The organism is Paenibacillus sp. J31P190, assembly GCF_059692075.1.
On record NZ_JCAUAS010000010.1, the window covers coordinates 59,308 to 84,926 of the forward strand.

The 25,619-nt window shown below is 47.1% G+C and carries 25 protein-coding genes; 18 read left to right on the forward strand and 7 right to left on the reverse strand.

The features are described 5' to 3' along the window. Both AC58U0_RS18705 and lepB read left to right on the forward strand, forming a co-directional pair. Positions 1–654: a hypothetical protein gene (locus AC58U0_RS18705; RefSeq protein WP_497380473.1), complete on the forward strand. Its 654-nt coding sequence runs from the start codon at positions 1–3 to the stop codon at positions 652–654. A gap of 31 nt (positions 655–685) precedes the next feature. Next, positions 686–1,243: a signal peptidase I gene (gene lepB, locus AC58U0_RS18710; RefSeq protein WP_497380475.1), complete on the forward strand. Its 558-nt coding sequence runs from the start codon at positions 686–688 to the stop codon at positions 1,241–1,243. 45 nt (positions 1,244–1,288) lie between these two features. Here the strand turns inward: lepB and AC58U0_RS18715 are convergent, their stop codons facing one another. Beyond that, positions 1,289–1,924 carry a response regulator gene (locus tag AC58U0_RS18715; protein WP_497380644.1) on the reverse strand — a complete coding sequence of 212 codons (636 nt, stop codon included), beginning with the start codon at positions 1,922–1,924 and terminating at the stop codon, positions 1,289–1,291. Positions 1,925–2,085: 161 nt separating this feature from the next. Here AC58U0_RS18715 and AC58U0_RS18720 point away from each other — a divergent pair, with 161 nt between their 5' ends. The 7 genes from AC58U0_RS18720 (at position 2,086) to tpx (ending at position 8,208) form a co-directional block, all read left to right on the forward strand. After that, entirely contained in the window at positions 2,086–3,636 is a 1,551-nt protein-coding gene (locus AC58U0_RS18720) for a sensor histidine kinase (protein ID WP_497380476.1), read from the forward strand. Then, entirely contained in the window at positions 3,629–4,057 is a 429-nt protein-coding gene (locus AC58U0_RS18725; protein WP_497380477.1) for a response regulator, read from the forward strand. The genes AC58U0_RS18720 and AC58U0_RS18725 overlap by 8 nt, the downstream gene beginning before the upstream one ends. Beyond that, on the forward strand, positions 4,054–5,175 hold the full coding sequence (locus AC58U0_RS18730; protein ID WP_497380478.1) for an HD-GYP domain-containing protein: 1,122 nt from the start codon (positions 4,054–4,056) through the stop codon (positions 5,173–5,175). The genes AC58U0_RS18725 and AC58U0_RS18730 overlap by 4 nt, the downstream gene beginning before the upstream one ends. 132 nt (positions 5,176–5,307) lie before the next feature. Next, on the forward strand, positions 5,308–6,042 hold the full coding sequence (gene pdaA / locus AC58U0_RS18735) for a delta-lactam-biosynthetic de-N-acetylase (protein WP_497380645.1): 735 nt from the start codon (positions 5,308–5,310) through the stop codon (positions 6,040–6,042). A gap of 308 nt (positions 6,043–6,350) precedes the next feature. Next, on the forward strand, positions 6,351–7,280 hold the full coding sequence (gene trxB / locus AC58U0_RS18740) for a thioredoxin-disulfide reductase (protein ID WP_497380479.1): 930 nt from the start codon (positions 6,351–6,353) through the stop codon (positions 7,278–7,280). Between the two features lie 39 nt (positions 7,281–7,319). Then, positions 7,320–7,631 (forward strand): thioredoxin, encoded by a 312-nt coding sequence (gene trxA / locus AC58U0_RS18745; RefSeq protein WP_057302578.1) that lies wholly within the window; start codon positions 7,320–7,322, stop codon positions 7,629–7,631. 52 nt (positions 7,632–7,683) lie between these two features. Then, complete coding sequence (gene tpx, locus AC58U0_RS18750) at positions 7,684–8,208, forward strand: thiol peroxidase (RefSeq protein ID WP_060646289.1); 525 nt, start codon at positions 7,684–7,686, stop codon at positions 8,206–8,208. A gap of 527 nt (positions 8,209–8,735) precedes the next feature. Here the strand turns inward: tpx and AC58U0_RS18755 are convergent. Beyond that, positions 8,736–11,054 carry a UvrD-helicase domain-containing protein gene (locus tag AC58U0_RS18755; protein WP_497380646.1) on the reverse strand — a complete coding sequence of 773 codons (2,319 nt, stop codon included), beginning with the start codon at positions 11,052–11,054 and terminating at the stop codon, positions 8,736–8,738. 72 nt (positions 11,055–11,126) lie between these two features. On the opposite strand from AC58U0_RS18755, the gene AC58U0_RS18760 reads away from it, so the two are divergent. Further along, the gene (locus AC58U0_RS18760; protein WP_497380480.1) at positions 11,127–11,990 is read left to right on the forward strand and encodes a YihY/virulence factor BrkB family protein; all 864 of its coding nucleotides are present in this window, start codon (positions 11,127–11,129) and stop codon (positions 11,988–11,990) included. A gap of 26 nt (positions 11,991–12,016) precedes the next feature. Here AC58U0_RS18760 and uvsE read toward each other — a convergent pair whose 3' ends face one another. Beyond that, complete coding sequence (gene uvsE / locus AC58U0_RS18765) at positions 12,017–12,964, reverse strand: UV DNA damage repair endonuclease UvsE (protein WP_497380482.1); 948 nt, start codon at positions 12,962–12,964, stop codon at positions 12,017–12,019. A 534-nt stretch (positions 12,965–13,498) separates the two neighbouring features. Then, complete coding sequence (pyk, locus tag AC58U0_RS18770) at positions 13,499–14,911, reverse strand: pyruvate kinase (protein WP_497380483.1); 1,413 nt, start codon at positions 14,909–14,911, stop codon at positions 13,499–13,501. Positions 14,912–15,033: 122 nt separating this feature from the next. Here pyk and AC58U0_RS18775 point away from each other — a divergent pair, with 122 nt between their 5' ends. After that, the gene (locus AC58U0_RS18775) at positions 15,034–15,816 is read left to right on the forward strand and encodes an AraC family transcriptional regulator (protein ID WP_497380485.1); all 783 of its coding nucleotides are present in this window, start codon (positions 15,034–15,036) and stop codon (positions 15,814–15,816) included. Positions 15,817–15,823: 7 nt separating this feature from the next. Here AC58U0_RS18775 and AC58U0_RS18780 read toward each other — a convergent pair whose 3' ends face one another. Continuing rightward, positions 15,824–16,555 carry a DUF3105 domain-containing protein gene (locus AC58U0_RS18780; RefSeq protein WP_497380486.1) on the reverse strand — a complete coding sequence of 244 codons (732 nt, stop codon included), beginning with the start codon at positions 16,553–16,555 and terminating at the stop codon, positions 15,824–15,826. Positions 16,556–16,744: 189 nt separating this feature from the next. Here AC58U0_RS18780 and AC58U0_RS18785 point away from each other — a divergent pair, with 189 nt between their 5' ends. The 4 genes from AC58U0_RS18785 to AC58U0_RS18800 all read left to right on the forward strand — a co-directional run bounded on the left by AC58U0_RS18785 (position 16,745) and on the right by AC58U0_RS18800 (position 21,370). Beyond that, on the forward strand, positions 16,745–18,190 hold the full coding sequence (locus AC58U0_RS18785; RefSeq protein ID WP_497380488.1) for a methyl-accepting chemotaxis protein: 1,446 nt from the start codon (positions 16,745–16,747) through the stop codon (positions 18,188–18,190). A gap of 264 nt (positions 18,191–18,454) precedes the next feature. After that, positions 18,455–19,051, forward strand: coding sequence for an ECF transporter S component (locus tag AC58U0_RS18790; protein ID WP_497380489.1), 597 nt, complete (start codon positions 18,455–18,457; stop codon positions 19,049–19,051). Between the two features lie 4 nt (positions 19,052–19,055). Then, positions 19,056–20,579, forward strand: a complete 1,524-nt coding sequence (locus tag AC58U0_RS18795; RefSeq protein ID WP_497380491.1) for an ABC transporter ATP-binding protein — start codon at positions 19,056–19,058, stop codon at positions 20,577–20,579. After that, the gene (locus AC58U0_RS18800) at positions 20,570–21,370 is read left to right on the forward strand and encodes an energy-coupling factor transporter transmembrane component T family protein (protein ID WP_497380492.1); all 801 of its coding nucleotides are present in this window, start codon (positions 20,570–20,572) and stop codon (positions 21,368–21,370) included. The genes AC58U0_RS18795 and AC58U0_RS18800 overlap by 10 nt, the downstream gene beginning before the upstream one ends. Before the next feature lie 60 nt (positions 21,371–21,430). Here the strand turns inward: AC58U0_RS18800 and AC58U0_RS18805 are convergent, their stop codons facing one another. Both AC58U0_RS18805 and AC58U0_RS18810 read right to left on the reverse strand, forming a co-directional pair. Continuing rightward, on the reverse strand, positions 21,431–21,826 hold the full coding sequence (locus tag AC58U0_RS18805; protein WP_497380493.1) for a YuzC family spore coat inner layer protein: 396 nt from the start codon (positions 21,824–21,826) through the stop codon (positions 21,431–21,433). Between the two features lie 98 nt (positions 21,827–21,924). Next, a complete protein-coding gene (locus AC58U0_RS18810) occupies positions 21,925–22,611 on the reverse strand; it encodes an ArsR/SmtB family transcription factor (RefSeq protein WP_497380495.1) in 687 nt (228 codons plus the stop codon). A 172-nt stretch (positions 22,612–22,783) separates the two neighbouring features. Here AC58U0_RS18810 and AC58U0_RS18815 point away from each other — a divergent pair, with 172 nt between their 5' ends. From AC58U0_RS18815 to pfkB, 3 genes are all read left to right on the forward strand, one after another. Further along, entirely contained in the window at positions 22,784–23,668 is an 885-nt protein-coding gene (locus AC58U0_RS18815; protein WP_497380496.1) for a DMT family transporter, read from the forward strand. A 209-nt stretch (positions 23,669–23,877) separates the two neighbouring features. Then, on the forward strand, positions 23,878–24,663 hold the full coding sequence (locus tag AC58U0_RS18820; RefSeq protein WP_497380497.1) for a DeoR/GlpR family DNA-binding transcription regulator: 786 nt from the start codon (positions 23,878–23,880) through the stop codon (positions 24,661–24,663). Further along, the gene (gene pfkB / locus AC58U0_RS18825; protein ID WP_497380498.1) at positions 24,660–25,619 is read left to right on the forward strand and encodes a 1-phosphofructokinase; all 960 of its coding nucleotides are present in this window, start codon (positions 24,660–24,662) and stop codon (positions 25,617–25,619) included. The genes AC58U0_RS18820 and pfkB overlap by 4 nt, the downstream gene beginning before the upstream one ends.

A 25,619-nucleotide genomic window follows, 5' to 3' on the forward strand; every position in this document is an offset into this window, starting at 1 on the left:
ATGGTCACTAGAAATGAAAAGCAACGCAACCTGAAATCCAAACGGATTGTCGCAGCTGGAATTGTTTCTTTAACTGTTATACTTACGGCGTCGGTCGGAATTTCCTATGCGGATATTGATATTGCGGGCTCCATGGCAGCTTGGTTCAATAAGAAAACAGAGCAAGTTATCCAAGGCTTGGATCAATCGATGAAGTCAGAGACCGAAACGCAGAAGGAACTGTTGAAGAAAGAATTGCAGCTTCGACTCGAAGCATCTTCCAGAAGTTTGGAATCATTCACGGAGGAGCAGAAGCGAATTCGTCTTCAAGCTCTTGGACAGTATGCGCAATCTTTGCTCGCCAGTACGGATATCAAGACAGCACAAGATCGTCAGCAAATCTTGAATAAGCTCCAAGCGATTGTGGATAGCGCACAGGGGGCGATGGATACTTTAGCGAACAGCTATGTTCCGCCTGCACTCGTGTTCACACCTAGCCCGCCGGTTGTCTTAGTTCTGCCACCAGGGGCACCAGCACAGCTGCCTGCACCAGCAGGACCTATTCAACCACCAGTGCCAGTGCCTGTACCGCAGCCACCAACAGTAACGGATGATGTCTATGGACAGCAACCAAAACCAGCAACCGTGGTTCATGCCACGTACAATCAAGAATAATTAGACTTAAAAGATTGAGGTGAGAGCAGAAATGAAGGAAGAAATCTCGGAGCTTAGACAGCCTGCAATCAAGAAAAAAAGTGAAGTATGGGGTTGGATTCGATTCATTCTACTCCTGGCACTAGCCTTTATTTTGATTAATAACATGATTGGCCTTACGAAAGTTTCGGGTAATTCCATGAATCCTTCGTTACAGAACGGCAATGTGCTGCTGATGAATAAAATATCGTTATTCTTTTCAACGCCCAAATATGGAGATGTCGTCGTTATTAAGGATGAGCGACTAGGCTTTAGCATTATCAAACGCGTTATCGCTGTTCAAGGGGACCGGGTTCTCATTCGGGATGGTGTCATCTTCGTCAACGAAACACCGCTGCCTGAGCTATATACAGCTGGGAAGTCCGAAGATATGGCTATGCAGACGATTCCGAGCGGACACCTGTTCGTTGTCGGAGATAATCGGAATTTGGGTGAGAGCAAGGACAGTCGGGATCCTTCATTAGGGCCTGTTCATATCAAAGATGTGAAGGGTTATGCGGTCTTCTCATTACTTCCTATGCACAGGATCGCGGAACCGCTTGACCTATAAGGCAAAAAGATCCGGCGGGTTATCCCGACGGATCTTTCCTTGTATTTATCGCTGCATTTCGAATTGCACGAGTCCTTTGGTTAGGGCATATAAGGCGGCTTGTGTGCGATCAGCTAAAACTAATTTGGCTAACACCTGACTCACATGCTTTTTCACCGTAAATTCTGTAATGTACAGGGAGCTGGCGATTTCCTTATTAGAAAGTCCTTTGCCAAGAGACATAAGGACTTCTAGCTCTTTGGGGGTTAGTTCGGAGAGCTCCTGCTCTTCGCTGTGGGATTTATCGCTCATCATAGATCCCATTAGGACCGGATCATAGTATTTACGACCACGGGCAACGCTTTCGACTGCATATAGTAAGTCTTCGGGAAATGCTTCTTTCAAACAGATGCCTTCAACCTGCAAGGCTTGCGCTAATTGAAGCTCACTTCGAGTTACCGATGAGGTTAAAATAATATATTTGCAAGTATGTCCCGACCGCCTGGCCTCTCGAATCAAGTCCAGTCCATTTTCGTTCCCCAAATTTAAATCAACGAGTACAAGATCAGGCTTTGTCTGCTCAAGAAGCCGTAGAGCCTCCTTCGCATTCGCAGCTTCCCCAACAACATTCATCGATTGGCCGGATGATACAACCGTGCGAATTCCTTTGCGAACAAGCGGGTGATCATCAAGGATAATCATATTAATCAAGCGGGTTCCCTCCAAAAAGATCTCAGCTATGTTATACTAAAATAGTACCAAATACCTATTACTATTTACCTATGTTTATCAATTGGCTCCATTGTATAACAAAATATGCCAAAAGACCATTAAGAATTCATAAAGTTTAGGAGAATTTCGGCATGTCCTTACATAACAGAACGGGCTTATATTTATTTTTTGGCTGCAGATGGGCATTACTGTTGTCTGGGCTCATCCTTTATTCAAAAAATGGCGGTGTGTCGCCCGGACTGCTGTTAGCCGCGGTTCTTTTTCAGACGATATACAGCCTATTGCAGTTAAATAAAATGCGTAGAAAAGTGGCGATCATAGCCGCTATCGCGGATTTAGGCTTTGGGATTTATTTGCTTGGGCTGACGGGCGGCCTTTCCAGTCCGTTTTTAATCTATAGTTTTACAGGTCTCTGGATGGTCAAGTCATTTGTAAGCTGGAGACAGTACTATCCGATCATCTTGTTTTATGTAGCCGGTATCCCGATTCTATTTGCTATGACATCAGGTGTACTCATATATAAATATGTGGTGGCTCATTTTGATTACGGATTTATCGTATTCGCATTCTTTTGCCTAGTAAGTCTAGCGCACTTTGTCATGCGAAATGTACGCAAGCAATTCCGTAAGTTAGTCATGATTTATTCTTCTCGTCACATGACTGTACAGCCAATGAAGCAAGGAACGATTTCCTATATAGAGGACCTGCTTCAACATATTTTAGATGAGCGGGAAGTGATCCTTTGCGTGGAAAGTGCCGGTCGTTACGAAAAGGTTCAGAGTTGGAAGCATACTTATTTTACGAATTATATGAAACAGAATAGGCCGAATAGCCAGAAGATCTACACCCAATTACCATCGCCTACAGGTGAAGTTGTGCCATATTACATCCAAGTCCTTCTGGACCGTAGTGGGCAAAAATATGGTTGGCTGCTTGTTAAATCAGGCAAGAATGAATTATCTATTTTACACAAAATTTATATGCAATTTATCCTTATGAAGCTGGAAGCTTTCCAATTCGTCAACGAGGAATTGCTAGATGCTCAAGAAACGGCTGTCGCTCTCGAACGCGATGCTATTGCTCAAAATATTCACGATGGTATTGCTCAGGAGCTTTTCTTTATCTCTATTCAGCTGTTTCAATTGAAAAATGCGCTTCCCCCGGATGTTCGCGAGGAGACGCTTCCTTATGTGACGGAGATCGAGAAAAAAGTGAAAGAAAGTCATCGTGACATTCGTCAATTCATCATCGAGCTAAAGGATGAGAAGAGAAAATTCAATCTCCATAGTGCCATTGAGAAGCTGCTGCACCGTGTTACTGAACATACCGAGGTGGTGCCGATCTTTGAGAACATCGGTTGGGCAGCGCATGAGCAGCTTGATATCGAAGAAGCGATTTATCACTTGGTAGAGGAAGCTGCCAACAACGTCATTAAACATGCCAAAGCCAAACAGATCCATGTGAGGATTGAAGTCACGAGTGTACAATGGTCAATTATCATTAAGGATGATGGCATCGGAATGCAGATATCCGAGGTGTACGAGCAGGGGCGATTTGGGCTGAGGGGCATGGAGAATCGTATTAAAGCCTTGAATGGAGCGATTTCTTTTCAATCCGAAGCTGCCATGGGTACGACGGTTACAGCCTACATCCCACGTGAAAGGAGTATTGCCTATGTATAAAGTAGTCATTGCCGATGACCATTGTATCGTAAGAGAAGGTCTTCATATTTTGCTCAAAAGTTGTAGAGGTTACGAGGTTACGGGTGAAGCTACGAACGGAAATGAAGCTATTTCTCAATCCTTAGCGTTAGTGCCCGATCTTCTTTTAACGGATCTGAAGATGCCTGGCACTTCTATTATTGAAGGGGCTAAGACCCTTAAGCATTTGTATCCGCAGATGAAAATTATCATTTTAACGGCTGTTGATGAGAGTGAGGACATTTATCGGGCCTTCAACGCGGGGATTGACGGTTATTTGATGAAAGATACGAGTCCTGAAGTGATTCTATCCACCATTGAGAATGTCATGAAAGGTGCCTCTATTTTTCACCCGAAGGAAAATAACAGTGATCAAGGAGATACAAGAAGGAGTTCACTATGATGAATTTACTGCGATTCGGCCAACTGCCTGTCCATCAACTATTGATGGCTATCATTGGTAGTATGTCCTCTATCTGTACACTGAGTGGCTTGTCATACTGGTTAATTAGCGGTAACTCCGAATCTAGGTTGTATATGATGACCTCGTTTACGGTTTCCCTTTTTGCCTGGGGGATGTATGCGATTCAAAAAAGTATGTCGAAAGACAGTCCATATACGAATCTGATAACCCCATCATTATTATTCTTAGTGATTGTTGTTATTACTTTATACAACCCTGTGGCTTTGCAGCAGATGTGGGTTGCTCTCATTTTTTTTCCTGTTATGCTCAGTTTATTGGTGGAATTTAGGGTGTATGTAGTTGGTTCAATCATTTTTTCACTGTATTTCTTACTCTTTCAAATTTTTGGTCCCACGTATGGGAATGACGACGGGTTCTCACCCATTATTATGGCGACGACAAAAGGTGTATATGCATTAGGCTGCGTAATCTTAGGCGGGATTATTATTACTGCCTTTAATCAACATAAATTGCGCGTGGAGGCAGCCGCTTTCCAGCAGCAAAAACAGCAAGTGATTAACATCTTGCAATGTTTCATCCCAGTAGGAGAACGGAAAACACAAACGTCGCGTAAAGAAATCGGTGAAATGAGTGTTCTGCTCAAAGCACTTGTGAAAGAATACGAAAGCTTGCGTGTGCAGGATTGGGAGATTGATTTATTGTCACTTTTGCATTTTGTAAGCAGGGTCAAGCTTCCGGATTATATGTTTGAAAAAGAAGGGAAATTGACAGAGTTTGAGTTCGAAGTGGTACAGGAGCACTGCTTTATGGCGAAAGAATTATGCGAGGGCATCCCGGATTTTCAAGAGGTCGAGAAAGCGTTCCTTTATCATCATGAAAAAGTAGATGGCACTGGCTATCCATACCGTCTCGCTGGTGATCAGATACCGCTCCTTTCGCAGATGCTCGGCTTAGTGGAAGTGTTCCTCGCCATGACGACGCCGCGGTCATACCGACAAGCCACGTCACCGAGAGAAGCGTACGCTGAAATTCAGAAGCTAGTCGGACATGCTTTTCGAGCTGACATTGTGGACGCTTTTGGGAAAGTAATAGATTGAAAAAGAACACATAATCTCCGTCTAACATGTGGCATATTAGTATTAGTCTATGTTGACTGAACCAATCCACATAAGGCAAGGAGTGAATCTTCAACCGTGAAATACATGCGAATTCTGACGATTGTTCTCGCCATGCTGCTTGGGCAAGCGACGATAGCGTCTGCCGATGGCACTTATCACTTTGGGTTTAAGAAAAGCGTAAACGGGCAGCCCCCGTCGATTGATGAAGAAGGCTTCAAAGGTCTTTTGAAGCAGCGAGGGGCTATTTTTACAGGAGATCCAGCTGTCAAGGAATTGTATTTAACCTTCGATAATGGTTATGAGCAGGGCTATACCGGTAAGATTTTGGATGTACTGAAAGAGAAACAGGTACCTGCGATTTTCTTCGTGACGGGGCATTATATCAAGACGGAGCCTGAACTGCTGAAGCGGATGGCCCAGGAAGGTCACTTGATCGGCAACCATTCTTGGAGCCATCCGGATATGAGTCAAATATCGGCAGAACGCATCCAGAAAGAACTGAATCAAGTGAAAGATGAGGTCAGCGCCCTCACTGGACAAAAGGAAATGCGCTATCTTCGCGCGCCGCGGGGGATATTTAATAGCCAATCGTTAGCCGTTAGTCAGGGGCTTGGCTATACGAACGTATTTTGGTCCGTCGCTTACCGCGATTGGGAGCCAAAGCGTCAAAAGGGCTGGGAATATGCGTACAAAAATGTGATGGCGCAGCTGCATCCTGGTGCTGTCATTTTGCTCCATTCGGTGTCCAAGGATAACACGGAGGCACTGGCCAGAATCATTGACGATGCGAAGAGTAAGGGCTACCAGTTCAAGAGTCTTGATGAGATGCAAAGTCGGACGCCTTAAATAAGCTGCACGAAGTGAAAACTCCTTAGTCCAGATAGAACAAGGCTAAGGAGTTCTTTTTTATAAGCCGATATCATGGTAATGCGTTTTGGAAGGGGTTCAAGGTTAAGCTGCGAAAGCATTTGTCGCGGCTTTTTCTTGTTTTTAGGGATCGGAAAAAGATTTTAAACAATTTAAATTGTGTACAAATTAATTGTTGACAATGTTAAAAGGAATTGGTATGATTCATTCATAAAGTTGTTTCAAATTAAATTGCTATCAAATAAAAAAACATACAATTAACATGCAGCATCAAAGGAGGCGTTCCTATGCATCACAAAGCGATCATTATCGGAACTGGACCAGCGGGGTTAACCGCAGCGATTTACCTGGCAAGGGCGAACATGTCGCCTTTAGTCATAGAAGGTATACAGCCTGGAGGCCAATTAACTACGACCACAGAAGTAGACAACTTCCCAGGATTCCCAGATGGCATCACGGGACCAGAGTTGATGGACAATATGCGTAAACAGGCGTTGCGTTTTGGCGCTACGATTCAGTCAGGCCGGGTCACAGAAGTCGATATGTCCAAACGTCCATTTACCTTGTTCTTAGAGGATGGGGGTCAATTGACGGCGGATTCGCTGATCATTTCCACAGGAGCAACGGCCAAGAAACTGGGCATCGCCGGTGAATCCGACAATATTGGGAAAGGCGTTAGCACCTGTGCAACTTGTGATGGATTTTTCTTTAGAAATAAGAAGATTATCGTGATTGGCGGCGGGGATACAGCGATGGAAGAGGCGCAGTTCTTGACTCGATTCGCTTCCGAAGTGCGCGTTGTGCATCGTCGTGACGATCTGAAAGCATCGAAAATCATGCAGGATCACGCCCGCGGCAATCAAAAAGTGGCCTGGAGTCTCAATCGGACACCGCTTGAAGTCGTAGCTGGCCCTCTCGGAGTAACGGGACTTAAGGTGCTCAATAATATAACTGGCGAGGAAGAGCTGCTGGAGGCAGATGGTATTTTCCTAGCGATTGGGCATACACCGAATACTGGCTTCCTAGGCGGACAGCTGCCAACAGATGAGCTCGGATATTTGCAGGTCATTCCCGGAACTTCACAAACGACTGTCCCTGGCGTATTCGCTTGTGGGGATGTGCAGGATCGCATTTATCGCCAAGCGATTACTTCGGCGGGAAGCGGGTGTATGGCGGCGCTAGATTGTGAACGATTTCTTTCAGAACAGCATGCTTAATGCTTTTTAAAATAAAAGAAACTTTAGGAGGAATTAGCCATGTCAGTTAAACAAATTTCGGATGCCACTTTTAACAATGAAATTGAAGCGGGTATTGTACTCGTAGATTTTTGGGCCCCTTGGTGCGGACCTTGTAAAATAATCGCTCCCATCCTAGATGAACTATCAGCTGAGATCGGCGATGCGGCCAAAATCGTAAAAATCAACGTGGATGATAACCCAGAATCCGCTTCCAAATATAACGTCATGAGTATCCCTACACTGCTCGTATTCAAGGATGGTCAATTGGTTGATCAGATGGTTGGGGTACAACCCAAAGAGAAGCTGAAAGCGGTAATTGAGAAAGCATAAAGCAACGAATCTAATGTGTGAAAACATATAAAATCACAGGAGGAATACGAATATGACACAGGTACAAGAACGCACAGGGGTAGCAACAGTTGGAGGAAATCCAGTTACTTTGCTGGGACCGGAGATCAAGGTAGGGGATCAAGCGCCAGATTTTAAGGTAAATAAGGATTTGATGACAGAGGTAAGCCTATCCGATTATGCTGGCAAAGTGAAGCTGATTTCGGTCGTCCCTTCCGTGGACACAGGTACATGCGATGCACAGACGCGTCGGTTCAATGTGGAAGCAGATAAGCTAGGAGATAATGTCGTCATTTTGACAATCTCGGTGGATCTTCCTTTTGCGCTGAGTCGTTTCTGCGGGGCTGCAGGCATTGATAAAGTCGTAACCTTGTCTGATTATAAAAGCCGCGCATTCGGCCAAGCGTATGGCGTTTTGATTAAAGAGATTCAGCTCGATCAGCGTGCGATATTCATCTTGGATGAGAACAATACGGTTCGTTATGTGGAGTATTTAACAGAAATGAAGGAGCATCCGAATTATGATGCGGCTTTAGAGGCTTTGAAGGAACTTGTGTAACTGAAAAAAGAGCAGCATTCCCGCTAGGGATTGCTGCTCTTATTAAGTTAGGGGGTAAGGTGAGCTTACCCTCTATTTAGCATGTTTCGCTATGGATTTTGCTGAGCTGAGTTAGAATGTGGTATATGCATAATGATCGGGCTCAGTGAATGACTGGTTTTCCGAGAAATAGGAAGGCAAGTTGTATTACGTACAACAATTTCCTTGTTTTCTTCTGTGCAAGCTAAGGATTGTTGTATTTGGTACAACAATTTAGCCTATTTTCCTCTAATAGAGCTACTTTTTACAGAAATTGTTGTATTTTGTGCAACAATCGCGTGGAAAACGTGGATTAGCTTGATTAAAGTTGTACAACGTACAACTTTACACGAAATAGCAAGTGAATGTCTCAACATATTCATCTTGGATGTAGTTAACAAACATTCTCGCCTAAGTATGGCATAGCCTAGCTCAGCCAGCAAAACCAGCCTAGCTAAACAGATACGGGTGTATTCTACCTGCTTTAGAAGGCATGCAGCTATGCTCGGCTAACGAGTGAGCGTAACCATCCGGCTGCCCTTGACCATCGCTGCGCTGCACAAAGGGCACGCCTTCGCCGCAAGCTTCGCTTCCTGCGGCGAAGAGATGCGTGACCAGGCCTTGCAGCCGGCCTGCTCGCAGATCCACGCCGCGACCCGCTCAGTCGCGGCGGCGGGTTTCCCTGCAGTGGCCGGGCGCCGCGCCGCTGCAGAACCCACAGCCGCAGCCTGCTCGCGGCTGACAACAGGGTCCGCGCCAGGGAACGCGGACAGCAGGAAGCGGGAAGGCTCCGCCTTCTTCCCGCGATAAAACGCCGGCGAGCTGATCAGCAGCTCAGCCTTGGCGCGCGTGACGGCGACGTAGGCGAGTCGCCGTTCTTCCTCCAGCGCGGCGGTTCCCTTGTCGCGCCCCGTAACCCCAACCATCTTCACATCGTCCAGATGGCTGGCGTCGAGTGCCGAGCTATGCGGCATGTTGCCCTCAATCGCACAGAGCAAGTACACGATCGGGAACTCCAGTCCCTTCGATTTATGAATCGTCATGAGCGAAATTTTATTCGCAAATTGTTCTTTTTGGAGCCGACTCATTTCGGTGCGTTTTTCCGCGACCTCATGGATAAAATAAAGAAATTGCTCCACGCTATCGAACCGCTTGGCCGAAGATTCCAGCTCGTCCAGCGTTTCCTTCAGCATCTCTCTGTGACTGGTCAGCTTGCTGCGCTTGTTCGTATCTAGGAAAGCATCGTAGAAATCCTTGCGAATCGCCTGAACAGCAGCAAGCGGCTTCATCTCTGCAAGCGATTTAATGAGTCGGATGCGGCTTTTGAGCTTTTCTTTCTGGAAATCTTTCAGCTGAGGCAGACCGAGGAGGTGGATGAGGGGCCACTTTTTCGCCTGAATCGCTTCCTGATCTTGAATAATCCGCATGCCCTGGTCCCGTCCTATATATAATGAAGGGAGGACACCTTCTATAGCTTCGAAATTGCGCCGCTCATGGGCAAGCCTTAAGTGATCGATAATCGGCTTCACCATCCACTGATCATAGAAGGAGTCATTGCTTCCGTAATCCACAAAAGGCAAATTATGAAGAATCAACTGCTCGATAATCGCCCGACTGTTGCTGGCTGTCCGATACAAAATAGCGAAATCGCCATACTGGCTGCCGCCTTCAGCTACCTTGATCCGAATATCGTTAATTAACCAATCGGCCTCGTCATCACTATTCATGGGTTTCACATATTGCGGCTTCCGATCACTTTCCTTCGTCGCGAGGAGGGTCTTCGACTTCCGCTGCATGTTGTGTTTAATAATGGCATTCCCCAGACCGACGATGCTTGAAGTAGAACGGTAATTAATATCAAGAGTGACCGTCTTGGCAGCAGGATACTTCTCATGAAACTGTAGAATAAATTCATTTCGCGCACCATTAAACGAATAAATCGTCTGGTCATCATCACCAACGACCATCAAATTCTCGTGGTCTTTTGCAATCATTTGAATGATTTCGTATTGCACGGTATTCGTATCCTGAAACTCATCAACACTGATATAAGTGAACTTTCGCTGGAGCGAGCGCAGGACATCGGTGTTTTGCTGCAATAAGTGGTAGGCTTTGATCAAAATATCATCAAAATCAATCTTCTGCTGTTCCATTTTCCACTGCTCATACTGCATGAAAATTCGCTTTACTTCTTTATCTTCTTCCGTTCCTTCAGGAAGGTCTTCGACCTCGATCAACTGCATTTTATAAGAGGAAAGCAAGGAAATGAGCACTTCGGGTTGGTATGTATCCTGCAGTCCCATGCCCAGCATGATGCGTTTGAAGACAATTTGCTGATAGCGGCCATCACTCAGAATCTCTTGTTGTAACCCGTTCATTCGCAGTAATCTGAGGCAAAAAGCGTGAAATGTCCGTACTTGCATCGTATTGGTCATACTATGATCAAGGCCCGGCATGGACGTGAGGCGTTCCCGCATCTCTTCGGCGGCCTTTTTCGAAAAAGTAATCAACAATAAATTCGACGGATGGACCCGGTGGACACGTAGTAAATAAGCCACTCGGCACACCAGAACAGTTGTCTTCCCGGAACCGGCTCCCGCCAGGGTAAGTAAGGGACCTTTGAAATGGCGCACAGCCTGAACCTGCGCTTCATTCAGCAGAATCTGATGGCTTTCCAAATCGCGGAAAAAATAAGCGTCACGATCGCTATCTGACACAAAATTGGAACTATTCGTTAAAAGCGCCATACGAGCATGTGGGATAGGTCGCTCCGTTGTTTGTTTCGTACTTAATGGTGTAGGGTAAATAGAAAGAGAACTCAAAATCATCACCTGTTTCATAGCAATACTGGAGTACCTATTCTATCACATTTATAGACCGATGAAAGGACCTATATACATATGGGGATATCTTACTTTAAATTGCTTTGGAATCAGTTCGAAAAGCACGATGCCACAGGGCTTGCTGCCCAATGCGCCTACTATTTTCTGCTATCCCTGTTCCCCTTTCTGCTATTTATTCTGAGTTTATTGGGGTATTTGCCGTTCTCCTCGGATGATGTCATGGGGCTCATTAAAGAATATATACCGGGGGCTGTCGCTGGTTGGCTGGAGGAAACGCTTAGCAATCTGCTTGATGTGAAAAGAGGAGGCGCACTTTCCTTCGGGATCATATTGGCCTTGGTGAGTGCCAGCGCAGCGATGAATGCGATCGTCATTGCCGTTAATAAAGCATACGGGCTGCCAGAGCGCAAAAGCTTCATTCACTCTCGCTTGCTCGCTGTGATGCTGACGCTGGGCATGCTCATTGTCATCGCTTCAGCGCTGCTGCTCAGTGTGTTTGGTCATTGGATTGGGGATTGGACACTTGCCAACATATCAATTTCAGCGAAGCATGTAGGTTTGTGGAACAACCTGCGCTGGATTGTGAACTTTGTCATCGTGTTTGTAGTTTTCATCGGCATTTACTATATAGCACCCAATACTTGTCTAACCTGCAAAAGCGTCCTTCCCGGAGCGATATTCGCGGCAGCTGGGTGGCAATTAACATCCTTCGGTTTCTCCTTCTATGTCAATAACTTCACCAACTACAGCGCCACTTACGGCAGTGTCGGGGGGATCATCGTGCTCATGACGTGGTTCTATATTTCGGCGCTCATCATTATCATCGGCGGTGAAATTAATGCAATAAGGCATGTGAAGAGCCAAATTCATACAGTTCCGTTGGATAAAAAGGATACACCAACAAATAAAAACCGCTTCTGATATCCGGTCAGAAACGGTTTTTTGTTCTACCACGTCAAAACGCCGCCATCCACTCGCTTCACGCCGCGAATTTTTCCAAGCTGCTCCGCCAGCCGGAACAAGGCTAGATCCTTCATTTTGGCTTCAATCATGACGTCGATGCGGGGGAGGCCTGCCTCCTTGCAGCTTTTCAGAAAAGGGATGAGCTGATCGGGCTCAATGTAGTCAGAATGAGATCGGAACTCTTTCGCATCCTTTGGCGAGGAAACGTGAATTTTCATCGGAATGTCGCCCCAGGTCTTAGCAATGTCTGGCAGTAGTTCGATGGGGGAAGACGCGGATGGGTTGCACCAATCATGGTGCAAATCCAGCATGCAAGGGCGCTGCAGCCTTTTGCTCACGGCCAGTGTTTCCTCTAATGTGTAAGTTTTGTCGTCATTCTCAAATGTAAGACGCCGCATGGCCTGCTCGGGCACTTCAGAGATTTTAGTAAATAGCCGCTCCGTGGCGGCATCTTTATCCCCATACACACCGCCAACATGGATATTGATGATGGCTGACTCATCAAGTCCCATCCCATCCAAAATCGCCGCGTGATAGGACAAGTCTCTTATAGCGGCTTCTACGACTGAGTCACTCCCGTTTAGCAGCGTGAATTGATTCGGATGCATACTCAGGCGGATTCCCTGACTGTTGGCGAAATTGCCGAGCTTTCGAAGCTCATCTTTATATTCGATGGCCACATCAATCTGCACGTCCGGATGGGTGGCTAGCGGAATGAGCGACGATGATAGACGAAATAAGCGAATGCCATGAGCGGCATTATAGTAAAGAATCCGCTGAGTCGCCTCGAGATTTTTGCGTCCGATCTCGATGGCTCGCAGCATAGCTTCCTCACGCGGGCGCTGAGAGAAGAGCTTATATGTAAAAGTGGAGCTAGGGGTATTATTAAAAATCGCCATTGCTATAGACACAAATCCGAGTCGGATAATCATGGGGCCTCCGTTATTCAATCATCATTTAGCTTGATTAGTCTGCCCTAAAAGGGAGCAAGTATCGAGTGTGAAGGAGAGGATCAGAGAGTAAAAGGGTTAAGAAACAATAAGGCTCCGGCTGAAATCTTGGCTGGAACGCACCAAGTGGAGTTTGTGTAAACTAATTTGCTGCAAATTTACTGCAAAACCTACATCAAATTTCACGGTGGCTGGGCTTATCGGGTAGATTATCTGTATTTCCTACATCAAATTTTCCGGATTACGAGGGTTTTTAGCCTTTTGGGCGAAATTACCTGCACATTTTGCAAGTAATTCCCTCCGAAAGGGGTTAAACCCATAATTTTGATGTACGAAATGCAGGTAGTGTCACTTTAGCGCTCCCCATGATGGTCTAGGCAACCTTCGTCTCGTACACAATTTCGAGTTAAACACAAATTCCCAAGCCACCCAACAAAAAAAGACACCAGAGGTGTCTTTTTTTGAACATTTCGTATAAGTCTGGTGAAGGACACAGCAGACGGATATTTTAAAAAACTAAACCCGCTCAACCTTCAACAGGTTAGTCGTGCCTGATTTCCCTACTGGGATACCGGCGGAGACGACGGTGAGGTCGCCTTTCTTCACGTAGCCGAGCGTCTCAGCTTGCCCGATGGCAGAGCGAATCATCGCGTCAGTGGAGTCGCAGAATTCGCCAAGGATCGGGATAACGCCTTGCACCATGCTCAAGTAGTTGATCGCATATTCATTGGACGTCACCGCGATAATCGGCGCTTCCGGGCGGTACTTTGCGATCATCCGAGCGGTGAAGCCGCTCTCCGTTGGCGTCAAGATGGCTGCAGCGTGCAGCTTGTTAGCGGATGACACGACCGCTTGGCACAGCACCTCAGTCACTTCGTTGTTCGACTGAAGCTGCGCGTCGATCAAGGAGCTGCGCTCCATGGTTTGCTCTACGCGCTCGGCAATCGTCGCCATCATCGTCACGGACTCGATGGGATACTTGCCTGCGGCGGTCTCGCCGGAAAGCATGACCACGTCACTGCCGTCGAGCACCGCATTCGCTACGTCACTCACTTCCGCACGTGTTGGACGAGGGTTGCGCTGCATGGAATCCAACATCTGCGTCGCCGTAATAACAGGCTTGCCAGCTAAATTACAAGCGCGAATCATGTCTTTCTGCGCAATTGGAACTTCCTCCGTTGGAATCTCGACGCCGAGATCGCCCCGTGCAACCATGATGCCGTCGGAAGCTTCAAGGATCGAAGCGAAATTCGTCATGCCTTCTTCGTTCTCAATCTTCGAAATAATCGGCGTAAACGCTGCGCCGTGCTGTTCCAAAATGGCGCGAACTTCTCTAACATCGTTTCCGTTACGTACGAAAGACATCGCGACAATAGAAATATTTTCTTCGACTCCGAACTTAATATGCATCACATCGCGCTCAGTTACACCGGGCAGGGAGGTGCGTACGCCCGGTAAATTAACGCCTTTACGCTGCTTCAAAACACTTTGATTCAAGACGCTGCAAGTAACTTCTGTACCGTCAATCATTTCTACACGCAGCTCGATAGAGCCGTCATCGATAAGAATGAGGTTCCCCGGCTTAACATCTTGCGGAAGGCCAGGATAATTCACGGAAACACGTCTGGAATCGCCGATAATTTGTTCAGTCGTAAGCACAATGTGATCGCCGCTTTGCAAATCGTAGGAAGCATCCTTCAATTGACCGATGCGGATTTCCGGACCTTTAATATCCATCAGAATAGGGATGATGACACCAAGCTCCGCAGCTGCTTGACGTACACGCTGAATGCGTCCCCGATGCTCATCTAAATCGCCATGAGCCATATTTAATCTGGCGACGCTCATGCCCGAGCGAATTAATTCTTTAAGAGTAGGGACGGAATCACAAGCAGGTCCCATGGTACAAATGATTTTTGTTTTACGCATGGTGTTAGAACTTCCTTTCAATAGTAACGATTGAATTTTGGCTTCATTATATGCCTAAATGAGCCGAAGTTCTATGAACTATAGTATGATGTATGTACTATAGTATGTAGGAAGGTGCCATTGTGCAGGTGATAACCTTTACGTATGACAAGAGCAGTAATTGGTACAAGGAAGAGCTGGAGGGATGCCCCGCTTGGACGCTCGTTCTCGTTACCTATGGCCGATGTGTGTATTGGATCAATGAGAAGAAGCAGGTAGTTGAGAAAGGGCAATGGCTGCTCATTCCGAGCAAAGTCCCCTTTTATGGAAGAAGTGTACCAACCCAGATCCATGAAAAGTACGTCGTTCAATTCACCGGTGATGCAGCAGATGAACAGTTCCCACTTCTTCAGCTGCCGCATTATACTAGCCGATTAACGGGTAAATATGAGTTGATTGTCGATCGTTTGCGCCTTATCCATCAGCAGTGGCAAGACAAGCAATCCTATTACCAAACGCTGTGTGAAGCGCTGCTCAAAGAGCTGTTTGTCTATCTCCATAGAGAGTGGGATCAAGATACGACAACGACCGCCACTGCACAACTAGTGGAGCAGATGAAAGGCTACATTCAGAATCATTACCGCGAGCACGTGACCAAAGACGAGCTTGCCGCGTGCATAAGCCGATCTCCGAACTACACAGCGGCACTTTTTCGCAAAGTGACAGGTCAAACGATTAGCGAGTTCGTCCATGCCACAAGGATCAAAACAGGCATCTACATGCTTAGGCATTCAGCACTGTCAGTGACCGAGATCTCCGAGTTCATCGGGTACAATGATCCGTCTTATTTTTACCGTATATTCAGGCGTCTAACCGGCCTAGTGCCGACGGATTTAGTATCCGACCGTGAAACGATTCGCAAGTAGTATTAACTTACATCGTACCGCCGCCGCGGCGTACTTCGGAAGGGATCTGTTCAGGGCCTTTATCAATGTTCTGGTAGATGAACGTCCCCACACTTGCTTCATCAAACTTTGTTAGCTGCATCGTTTTGGTCCATGCTGTTACAACGACCTCCTGATCACTAGGTACATCTGGATTCGGTACAGCTAATACACCGGCGCCGGCTTTCTTGAAATGCGTCAAGTAGTCAAGGCGATCCAGCAATTCTTTAGGAGCATCAGGGTGGTAATGAATAATGATATCGCCATGCTCTAAATTATGAACAAGCATTTCATAGGAAGGTCTCTCCTTATAAAAGCCGAACTTTAAGTCATGCGGACTGTGTGTACCGGAGGTCGGAATTTTCATTTCATAGGATAGTGTCCCCTCTGCATGCCCTCGTCCATAATCTTTATCTGTCACGACCTGAATAGGAGCATTAAAATTCAGTTTTTCTACACTGTATTTGCTGGAATTTTGCTGAATAAGCGAGGTTCCCACACAGCATATCGCGATAATAACGAGAGTGTGAGAGAGAAGCAGCCAGGTCTTTTGCTTTTTTTTCAAAACCTGTTTCTCCACTTTTTTTAATCGACTTGTGTTTTGTTTGTGCGCTTTTGCGGCCAACACATAGCCTATAATCGACAAAACAAAAATAGCCAAGCCTATGTAGAGCAAAATTGCCATAAAATCAGGTCCGTGCTGCATGGTTGAATGGTCCATTATAAATGTCTCCTTTAGAATAAAATTTTAATTTATCAACACTACATATTGTAGTTTCACTATTAGCTAGAAGTCAATTTCTGTGTAAAGATCTCGCTCTTTATCATTTCAAATAGAGGATTATTAAGACCTCTGTTGAATGATGTAATAAAATGTCATTTGATGTAGAAAAAAAGGAGAGAATTTTTAGTGTCAGAACAACGATTAGAACTACACAGAAGAAATGGATTAATGGTCAAACTTTTATGGGGATGCTTGGTGCTTGGAATTGCGGCAGCCTATCAATCGCCGAAATTGATCATGACTTTGCTCTCTTACGGAGCACCGATTGCACTCTTATGTACCATTTTAACTTGGAAAAAAATCTGGGTACCTTACACGATGTATGTCATTGCTGTTGGTTTTAACATCATTTCTTACTTTTTTATGGCCCATGACCCCGCCCTGTCCAGTATTCTAATCTTGTTTCTCGGTTTGACCCTCGTTTCTTTATATATGAACTTTCGACCGCTGCTGCTTAATGCCGTGATTGGACTTATCAATTTGAACTATTTTTGCTCCACATTAGCCGGGGATTTCAGCCTAGTAACCATTAATGCTTTCTACTTGCTGACCATTTTGACATTGGTTGGGCAAGGCCAAATTGGAACTAGAATGCTTGCTAATGTAGTGAAAAGCGTGAAAGAGTCTGAGGTGTCGCGTGTGAAGTCAGAAGAAATTCTGACAGGCGTCCGTACAACAACCGAAGTGCTTGGAACATCCAGCAATACGCTTCAGGAAAATGCGTCGGTTACGGGCAGAATTACCGAAGAAGTCGTGGCTGCTTTTCAAGAAATCTCGATTGGCATTGAGTCGCAAGCAACTAGCATCACGGATATTACAACCGCTATTCAGGAAGTAAATGAGACAGTTGAAATGACCTCTTCCGCATCGAACACGATGAGCAGCAGATCCCGAGATACGGCCCGGATGACGAATGAAGGCAAGATTCAGATGGAAGATTTGTCGCTCAAAATCAATGATATTACCGTTATCGTGACCGAAACGTCAGAAATTATGAATGCGGTCAACGAAGAAAATGTGAAAATCGGAAATATTGTAACAACGATTGCCGACATAGCGAATCAAACGAATCTCTTGTCGTTAAATGCTTCCATCGAGGCTGCGCGCGCAGGTGAGCATGGTAAAGGCTTCTCCGTTGTTGCCAACGAAATTCGTAAGCTGGCGCAGAATGCGCATGTGGCTTCCACAGACATCTCGGAAATTCTAGGCTCTATTCAAGATAAAGTAGAGACAGCTGTAGAGAAAGTTGCCGTCGGCATTACCGCCGTAGAATCTGGTAAGAAATCAGCAGAGAGCGTCGATCAGCTGTTCGAAGTTATCAACAGTAACACGGCTGAAGTCATGGAACAAGCGGAGAACCTGCAGCGCATGAATGCTCAATTGCTAACATCATCGCAAAGAGTCGCTGAGGAAATGACGTCCGTTGCGGCGATTACCGAGCAATCCGCAGCTTCCGTGCAAGAGGTGCTTGCTAGTGCTGAAGTGCAGCAAAGGCGTGTTGAAGATATCGTAGACAGTATTCGCCAGCTGAACGGATTGACGCATGATCTGCAGCATTTGATTGAGAAATAGAGCGAATGTCCCAAAAAAAGGATTGCCAAAAAGTTGGCAATCCGCTACAGTTAAGCCAAATGAATAGCAACACGGGTGCTTGATGAAGTCAGGCTGAGATAGTGGCCACATGCCACTGACCGTTAATCTGATCTGGGTAATGCCAGCGTAGAGAATGAAGTGCCTTTTTGCACTAATTTTATGCCTGCCGCTACCCGGTGGGCTTTTTTTTCGTGTTCGCCTATCCATTTTACATATCTATATGAAAAGGAGTCGAACAAACAGATGGCACAAAAAGAAACAGCAGCAAAGGGTTTGAAATTGACTGATATCTTGATCACTATCGTGATCGCAGCGGTGTTTGGTGTGATTTATCGCGTATGGGGGCCAATGTACGATATTTTGAAACCGTTCGGTCTTCACGCAGAGCAGTTGAGCTATGGCATGTGGTTTATGGCTGCGACCTTCGCATTTCTGGTTATTCGCAAACCCGGCGTTGCGTTATTGGCTGAGGTAGCGGCGGCGACGATAGAGGCGCTTTTTGGCGGCTCATGGGGTGTCTCGACGCTTGTCTATGGGTTGCTGCAAGGGCTTGGCGCTGAACTCATTTTTGCTCTTTTCCTTTACCGCCGTGCAAATGTGGGCGTGACAATCCTAGCGTCCTTCGCATCCGCAGCTTTATCCTTGCTTGTGGATAATTACTATGGCTATATTGATCAACTCACATTCTGGAACTACTGTCTGTTTATTGGACTTCGTCTCTTGGGCAGCGCTTTGATCGCCGGCGTATTCGCTTACTACTTAGCGGGTGCACTGGCCCGTACCGGTGTGCTTAGCCTAGTTCGTCCTGTTTCGAAGAAAGATTACGACGCATTGGGGTAACGTGATGAGCGAAGGAATGAGCGTGACGAATCTAAGGTTAAAATATCCCGGAGAAAACGCCCCCCTGTTATTTCAGGGGGTTTCCTTTTCGATAGAACCTGGAGAGAAGGTCCTGCTTCTGGGGCCGAGCGGCTGCGGCAAATCAACCCTGCTTCAAGTGTTAAGCGGTATTGTGCCCGACATTGTAGAGATTCCGCTCAAGGCAGATGGCATTCACACTCCAAGCCGCTCAGGCTATGTCTTTCAAGATCCGGAGACACAGTTCTGCATGCCGTATGTGGATGAGGAAATTGCTTTCGTCTTGGAAAATTTACAAGTCCCTCGTGAGGAGATGCCTGCTCGTATCGCGTATTATCTGGAGTTGGTGGGGCTTCAACTAGAAGACACCCATACTTTGGTTGGGAATCTGTCGCAAGGGATGAAACAGCGGCTGGCTATTGCGAGTGTGCTCGCCCTAGAGCCGGAAGTGCTGTTCCTAGACGAGCCTACGGCGCTTCTAGATGAAGAAGGCACTGAGCAGGTATGGGAAACGATTCGAAGGATTAGTGCTGAGAAGACACTGGTTATCGTGGAGCATAAAATAAGCGGCATCCTAGGATTCATCGACCGCTTGATCGTCATGTCACCAGATGGAGGACTGCTAGCAGATGGCCCGCCTCATGAGGTGTTCGAAGCTTACAAACAGCAAATGATCGACTACGGGATCTGGTACCCTGGTGTTTGGGACGATAATGAGATGGAGTTAGCGACAAGGAACAAGACTGAGGAGAAATCTGAAGACAAAACAGAGGACAAAAAGGCCTCCGTCATTCAGACTGCGGCGCCGGTCATGACCCTTCGCGATTTTGTAGGGTTACGCGGAGGGCAGATCAAGACCTCTGTGGATAACTTGAGCGTCTATCCTGGCGACTGGATTACCGTTGTCGGTGCCAACGGCGCGGGCAAAAGCTCGCTGCTGCTAGCGATCATGCGGCTCATTCCGACCCACGGCAGCTGCTGGATCGAGGGGGTTAAGGGCAGCAAAGTCGAGCAGCTTGCGGAGCAAGTTGGCTTTGTGTTCCAGAACCCCGAATTCCAATTCGTGACGAATTCGGTAGAGGAAGAGCTGGCCTACTCCTTGCCGGAGGCGGAGCAGGGGCGGGATGTGCAGCGGTCGGCTATAGAGCGGCTGCTTAGGGAATACGACCTGCTCGCGCTGCGCAAGAGGCATCCGTTCCAGCTGTCGATGGGCCAGAAGCGGCGCTTAAGCGTGGCGTCCGCGATGGTGCGCGTCCCCCGCATTCTGCTGCTCGATGAGCCCACCTTCGGGCTTGATGCGCGCGGTACGCTGCGCATCTTGCAGCAGCTGGAGCGGCTGCGGGCGAGCGGAACTGTGATCGTGATGGTTACGCACGATCCGGAGATTGTGAAACGCTGCGCCACACGCGTTTGGCAGGTTGAAGAGGGGCATGTGAAGGAGTTGCCGGCTGGGAAGCTGCCGGCCTCCGCCGCACGTGCTGCGGAAGGAGCTGCGATGCTATGCAAATAACATTCGCGTATCGTGAAACCTGGCTGCACCGGGTGAATCCGGGTGTGAAGCTGATCCTGTCCATTCTTCTGTTTATTGTTGTCGTGTTCACACATAATCTGAATGCGATGATATATTTGACCTTGGGCGCTTTGATGCCGCTCTTCTTCTTCTCAGGCCATCAGATGAAGCGGCTGCTGTTGTATGCCTCGCCGTTCTTGCTAATCTTTCTATCCTCTTCCACGGGGATGATGATGTTCGGCAGCGGAGATACGCTTTGGTACCAGCTGGGCTTCATCCGAATCACCGAAGAAAGCTTCTATCGCGGGATCCATCTGGGCTTTCGGGGCCTTCAAGTTGCTGCGGTTGGACTGTTGTTTAGCTTGACCACACGGCCGGTCGCGCTGTTCTATGCCATGATGCAGCAGTGGAAGGTCGCGCCGAAATACGCCTACAGCTTCCTCGTCGCGCTGCGCATGCTGCCGCTCATGCTCGAAGAGTTCCAAACTCTTCGCTATGCACTGAAGGTGCGGGGCAAGAAGAAGCGTAATCGTAATCCCATCACCGGATGGTATACGACGCTGCGAATGTATGCCATTCCGCTGCTTGCCCAGAGCATACGCCGCGCCCACCGGACGGCTGTGGCGATGGAAGCGAAGCGTTTTTCCGCGCAAAAAAAACGGACTTATTATTACATATCTTCCTATTCGATGCTAGATGTTTATTATATCTTTTATTGGATTGTTCTCGTCATTCTAGCTAATTGGCTGGGGAAAATATGGCCATTGTTGAATGCAGCGGATGTCCGATAGGAACAATGAAGAGCAATCCAAGCCAACGAACATATTGGTTTCGATTGCTCTTTGTTTTTGTCATTTGCCCCATTTAAGGGACAATACTATTTCACAGCACTGTTTCTCCGGGACGCGAGGATCGATAGTGAAATGAACAACGCTTGGTGTAAATTTAGTCAGAATGATGGACTCAATGCCGAAAGTATGGATAATCCGATCCACTTCTTTCTGATTGCCTTTCTGGGCATTGCTCATCAATTGGCCGGCTATAGCTGGGTCTTCCAGCTTTTGGATTAAGAGAGAGGCGTCTCGAAGGAGGGTCTGAGAGGTTGCAGCCGAATGTGAGAGTATTTTCGTATCGACTGGAGGAAAATCACGATGCCAAGCCCAGTAAGCAGGGTAGAATGCAACAGGAATAGGATAACGATCATAGGGCAAATAAGGGTGTGTGTAATAGGAAGGAGGATAATTCATGGGTGATCTCCTTTAGAATTTTATGCCAGAAATACGCTACACCACTATATGTGGATGGGGGCTGATGTGGTTCCTGAAATTTATGTTTTCGTCAGGAGTCACAGCACAACGCCGAATTCATCGGCAAGTCCTTGCAGGCCTTCAGGGGTGACGCGCACAGCCCGGCTATCGGGCAGCCGTTCAATCCAGCGAAGTTCGAACAGCCGGCGTGTGAGCGCAGCGCCAAGCGTACCTGAGATATGATGGCGGCGCTCGCTCCAGTCGAGGCACTGCCGCGCATAATGGCGCCTGCGTTTGCGGTCTTCCTCGACCTCGACGCCGAATCGTTCCAACCGCTGCTTACCCGCAGGGCTGAGGATGAAATCCTTGCCCGCCTCCTGCAGCAGGCCTAACTCAAGAAGCCGGTCCGTCAGAGCTACGCCAATCTGGCCGGCTATATGATCATAGCAGGTGCGCGCATAGCGCAGCGCCCTTAGTTGATCTGATTCGCGCAGCGAGCGAATCGGCTTCGGGGAGGCGATCGCTTGCAGCGCCTCCAGGGCATAGGCCACCTCGGCGCTCGCCAGCCGGTAGTACTTGTGCCGTCCATACGACTCATGGACGAGCAGACCGCCCTCCACCATCTTCGATAGGTGGGAGCTTGCTGTCTGAGGCGTAATACGCGCGAATCGCGCGAGTTCGCTTGCGGGCAGCGATTTACCGCCGAGAAGATTCAGCAGAATTGTGATGCGTGATGGTTCGCCTATCAGTGAAGCCACTTCCACAATATTTGGATTCGTACACATCCATATCAGCCTCCGTTTCATACAATCATACTTCGATACAGAACGAAATCAATTCAGTTTATAATCGATATATACTATGGTTAGTATTACAGTCATACTTCGATAATAAACGAAATTTGAGTGTGAAGACAACAGTCATCCTGAACGTGGATGTAGCCTATGGGAGGATAATATGAATCGCTATTTATTTGGATTAATGGTTGTTGTCACAACATCACTGATGGGGTCTTCCTTCGCTGTCGGTAAAGTGGGTTTGGCCTATTTCTCACCTCTTCTGTTGGTAGGCTGTCGCTTTACGCTGGCGGGATTAATTATGGCTCTATTTGTGAGAAAAAGGCCGCGTCCAGGTGATCTTCGAGACTGGGGCAAAATCATGAGCGTGGGGCTGTTCCAAACAGCTGGCGTCATGGGCTGCATTTTTCTAAGCTTACGCACAATTACCGCTGGGGAGTCTTCGATTTTGACTTTCACCAATCCACTGCTCGTCATCGTGCTGGGAACACTGTTTCTAGGTGCAAAATACCGAATTTCCCAATGGATTGGAGTCATGATCGGCTGTGCTGGCGTGTTTATCACGCTGGGTGTTCATTTGCAGTTGCAAACGGGTACTCTGCTTGGGATGGGATCTGCGATTTCGTGGGCTATCTCCACACTGCTCGTTAAGAAATGGGGAGCCAGTTTCGATGTGTGGGTCCTAACCGCTTACCAAATGCTGTTCGGCGGTCTCCTTCTCCTTGTTATGAGTCTGACCATGGAAACTCCGAAGCTAATTCTAGGAGTATCCGCCGTGTTGATTCTATTGTGGCTTGCAATCATGGCCTCCATCGTGCAATTCGCTTCATGGTTCTTCTTATTGAAACAAGGGAATCCCGGTAAAACGAGCGCCTTCTTATTCCTCGCCCCGTTCTTCGGTGTTTTATCAGGGTGGCTGCTGCTTGGTGAAGTCATAGAATGGTTTGTGTATGTAGGGGGATCACTCATCCTTATTGGTATTTTTTTCGTGAATTGGACGTTTTCAGCCCGAACTTGGAGAAAAGCGAAAGTGACCTCATCATAGAAGCTTCTAAAAACCCACCCCTTTGAGGGTGGGTTTTTCATGCTCGGCAGTTTATTATGTTGTGACCATATATGACTATATGAAAGAAATTACCTCTGGAAAGCGCTTTACAAATAAATATCGATCACATATAATCATAAATGAGATTAAACAATCAAACGCATGACCGTATATGCGCAAAACTATGAAATGGAATAGGGGGGATCCTGATGCTGTTTGAGGAAGAACGTCAGCAGAAGATCGCCGATTATGTTCAAGTAAAAGAGCGTGCGTCCGTTCAAGAGCTGGCTCAGCATTTTCAGGTGTCTGAATCAACGGTCCGCAGAGATCTAAAGATCCTTGAGGAAGAAGGCAAGCTTCGCCGTACGCATGGAGGAGCTGTAGCTTTTGTCAGTGACAATTCAGAGCCTACTTTTGTGGAAAAAGAAGATCGCTATCGTTTACAAAAGGAGCTGATAGCCAAAGAAGCCGCTTCTATGGTTCGAGAAGGCGATTCCATCATACTCGATTCGGGAACTACAACGTATTATTTGGCTAAAGAATTGAAAACATTCAAAAAGCTTACGGTAGTAACCAATTCCGTTGCGGTAGCTCAAGAATTGTCTGCCAACACAGGAATCGATTTGATTCTCACGGGTGGCACCTTGCGTCATGAAACGTTGGCGATGGTAGGTCCGCTAGCTGAGAAAGCATTGGAATCCGTGCATGTTGATAAAGCCTTCGTGGCTATCAACGGTCTGGATCCTGTCATTGGATTAACAACACCGAATATGTTGGAGGCTTCGACCAAACGGGCTTTCTTCCGATCAACCAAGCAAGTGATTTTACTCATGGACCACAGCAAATACGGAAGAGTATCTTTTGCTAAGGTTGCGGTATTAACCGAAATTGACCAGCTTCTGACAGATGACGGTATATCGGACAATGCGCTGAAAGAGCTAGATACGGCTGGGGTTACCGTAACCGTCGTACAAACAGGTGGGAGGAAGTCATGAAGCTGCCTGTCCTAACGATTACATTAAATCCGGCCTTAGACAAAACGGTAACGGTAGAAGATTTTGTTCTTGGCGGGTTGAACCGGATTAAAGAATGGCGAATGGATGCTGGAGGAAAGGGCATCAATGTTGCCAAAGTACTGAAGAATTTTTCCATTGATGTGACGGCTTGGGGCCTGTGTGCAGGGCGCCAGGGGAATGTGCTGACGGATACACTTTCGAGTCTAGGCATCCCGAATTGGTTTGTTCAGGCCAAAGGTGAAACGAGAACGAACCTGAAGCTGTATGTGGAACATACCCGGGAAACAACGGAGTTGAATGAGCCAGGTTTTACGGTAGATGAAGACGTGTTAAGTCAATTTCTTGATCGTTTCAGAAACGATGTTAGTCACGTTGCGTTAGTTGTCTTGGGGGGCAGTTTGCCAAAGGGAATACCGAGCGATTTCTATAAGACACTTATCCAAATTGCCAATGAGGCAGGTGTACGGACCGTATTGGATGCGGATGGTGAGTCTTTCGTCCATGGTATTGAGGCTCTTCCCTACGCGATCAAACCGAACATTCATGAGCTGGAATCTTTCTTCGGAGAGTCCTTCCGGACGGATGAAGAGATTATCGATGCGGCAAGAAGATTAATCGTTAAAGGAATTGCTTACGTGGCCGTTTCTTTAGGTGGAGAGGGATCGATTCTTGTAACGGAGACGGAGGCCATCCGCGCCAAACCTGCTCCAATTACTCCCCTAAGTACAGTGGGGGCTGGGGACTCCATGGTAGCCGCGCTCATTTATTGCATGCTGCATGGCATGTCGCTGGAAGAAGCTGCGAGGTGGAGCTCAGCTGCAGGAACCGTAACAGCTTTGAAGCCAGGAACACAGGTTTGTACGCTTGCTGAAGTGGAAGAAAAACTGGTCAGTGTGAACATATGGTCTATTCCAAAAACAACAAATTCGAATTGA

What these genes read in the sequence shown, in the direction of transcription:
- AC58U0_RS18800 (WP_497380492.1), top strand. Translation starts at nt 20,570, where the DNA reads ATGCAAATAACATTCGCGTATCGTGAAACCTGGCTGCACCGGGTGAAT.
- AC58U0_RS18705 (WP_497380473.1), top strand. Translation starts at nt 1, where the DNA reads ATGGTCACTAGAAATGAAAAGCAACGCAACCTGAAATCCAAACGGATT.
- AC58U0_RS18725 (WP_497380477.1), top strand. Translation starts at nt 3,629, where the DNA reads ATGTATAAAGTAGTCATTGCCGATGACCATTGTATCGTAAGAGAAGGT.
- AC58U0_RS18730 (WP_497380478.1), top strand. Translation starts at nt 4,054, where the DNA reads ATGATGAATTTACTGCGATTCGGCCAACTGCCTGTCCATCAACTATTG.
- AC58U0_RS18760 (WP_497380480.1), top strand. Translation starts at nt 11,127, where the DNA reads ATGGGGATATCTTACTTTAAATTGCTTTGGAATCAGTTCGAAAAGCAC.
- AC58U0_RS18780 (WP_497380486.1), bottom strand. Translation starts at nt 16,555, where the DNA reads ATGGACCATTCAACCATGCAGCACGGACCTGATTTTATGGCAATTTTG.
- trxA (WP_057302578.1), top strand. Translation starts at nt 7,320, where the DNA reads ATGTCAGTTAAACAAATTTCGGATGCCACTTTTAACAATGAAATTGAA.
- AC58U0_RS18720 (WP_497380476.1), top strand. Translation starts at nt 2,086, where the DNA reads ATGTCCTTACATAACAGAACGGGCTTATATTTATTTTTTGGCTGCAGA.
- pyk (WP_497380483.1), bottom strand. Translation starts at nt 14,911, where the DNA reads ATGCGTAAAACAAAAATCATTTGTACCATGGGACCTGCTTGTGATTCC.
- AC58U0_RS18715 (WP_497380644.1), bottom strand. Translation starts at nt 1,924, where the DNA reads ATGATTATCCTTGATGATCACCCGCTTGTTCGCAAAGGAATTCGCACG.
- lepB (WP_497380475.1), top strand. Translation starts at nt 686, where the DNA reads ATGAAGGAAGAAATCTCGGAGCTTAGACAGCCTGCAATCAAGAAAAAA.
- tpx (WP_060646289.1), top strand. Translation starts at nt 7,684, where the DNA reads ATGACACAGGTACAAGAACGCACAGGGGTAGCAACAGTTGGAGGAAAT.
- AC58U0_RS18790 (WP_497380489.1), top strand. Translation starts at nt 18,455, where the DNA reads ATGGCACAAAAAGAAACAGCAGCAAAGGGTTTGAAATTGACTGATATC.
- AC58U0_RS18810 (WP_497380495.1), bottom strand. Translation starts at nt 22,611, where the DNA reads ATGTGTACGAATCCAAATATTGTGGAAGTGGCTTCACTGATAGGCGAA.
- AC58U0_RS18755 (WP_497380646.1), bottom strand. Translation starts at nt 11,054, where the DNA reads ATGATTTTGAGTTCTCTTTCTATTTACCCTACACCATTAAGTACGAAA.
- pfkB (WP_497380498.1), top strand. Translation starts at nt 24,660, where the DNA reads ATGAAGCTGCCTGTCCTAACGATTACATTAAATCCGGCCTTAGACAAA.
- AC58U0_RS18795 (WP_497380491.1), top strand. Translation starts at nt 19,056, where the DNA reads ATGAGCGAAGGAATGAGCGTGACGAATCTAAGGTTAAAATATCCCGGA.
- pdaA (WP_497380645.1), top strand. Translation starts at nt 5,308, where the DNA reads ATGCTGCTTGGGCAAGCGACGATAGCGTCTGCCGATGGCACTTATCAC.
- AC58U0_RS18805 (WP_497380493.1), bottom strand. Translation starts at nt 21,826, where the DNA reads ATGAATTATCCTCCTTCCTATTACACACACCCTTATTTGCCCTATGAT.
- AC58U0_RS18815 (WP_497380496.1), top strand. Translation starts at nt 22,784, where the DNA reads ATGAATCGCTATTTATTTGGATTAATGGTTGTTGTCACAACATCACTG.
- uvsE (WP_497380482.1), bottom strand. Translation starts at nt 12,964, where the DNA reads ATGATTATCCGACTCGGATTTGTGTCTATAGCAATGGCGATTTTTAAT.
- trxB (WP_497380479.1), top strand. Translation starts at nt 6,351, where the DNA reads ATGCATCACAAAGCGATCATTATCGGAACTGGACCAGCGGGGTTAACC.
- AC58U0_RS18820 (WP_497380497.1), top strand. Translation starts at nt 23,878, where the DNA reads ATGCTGTTTGAGGAAGAACGTCAGCAGAAGATCGCCGATTATGTTCAA.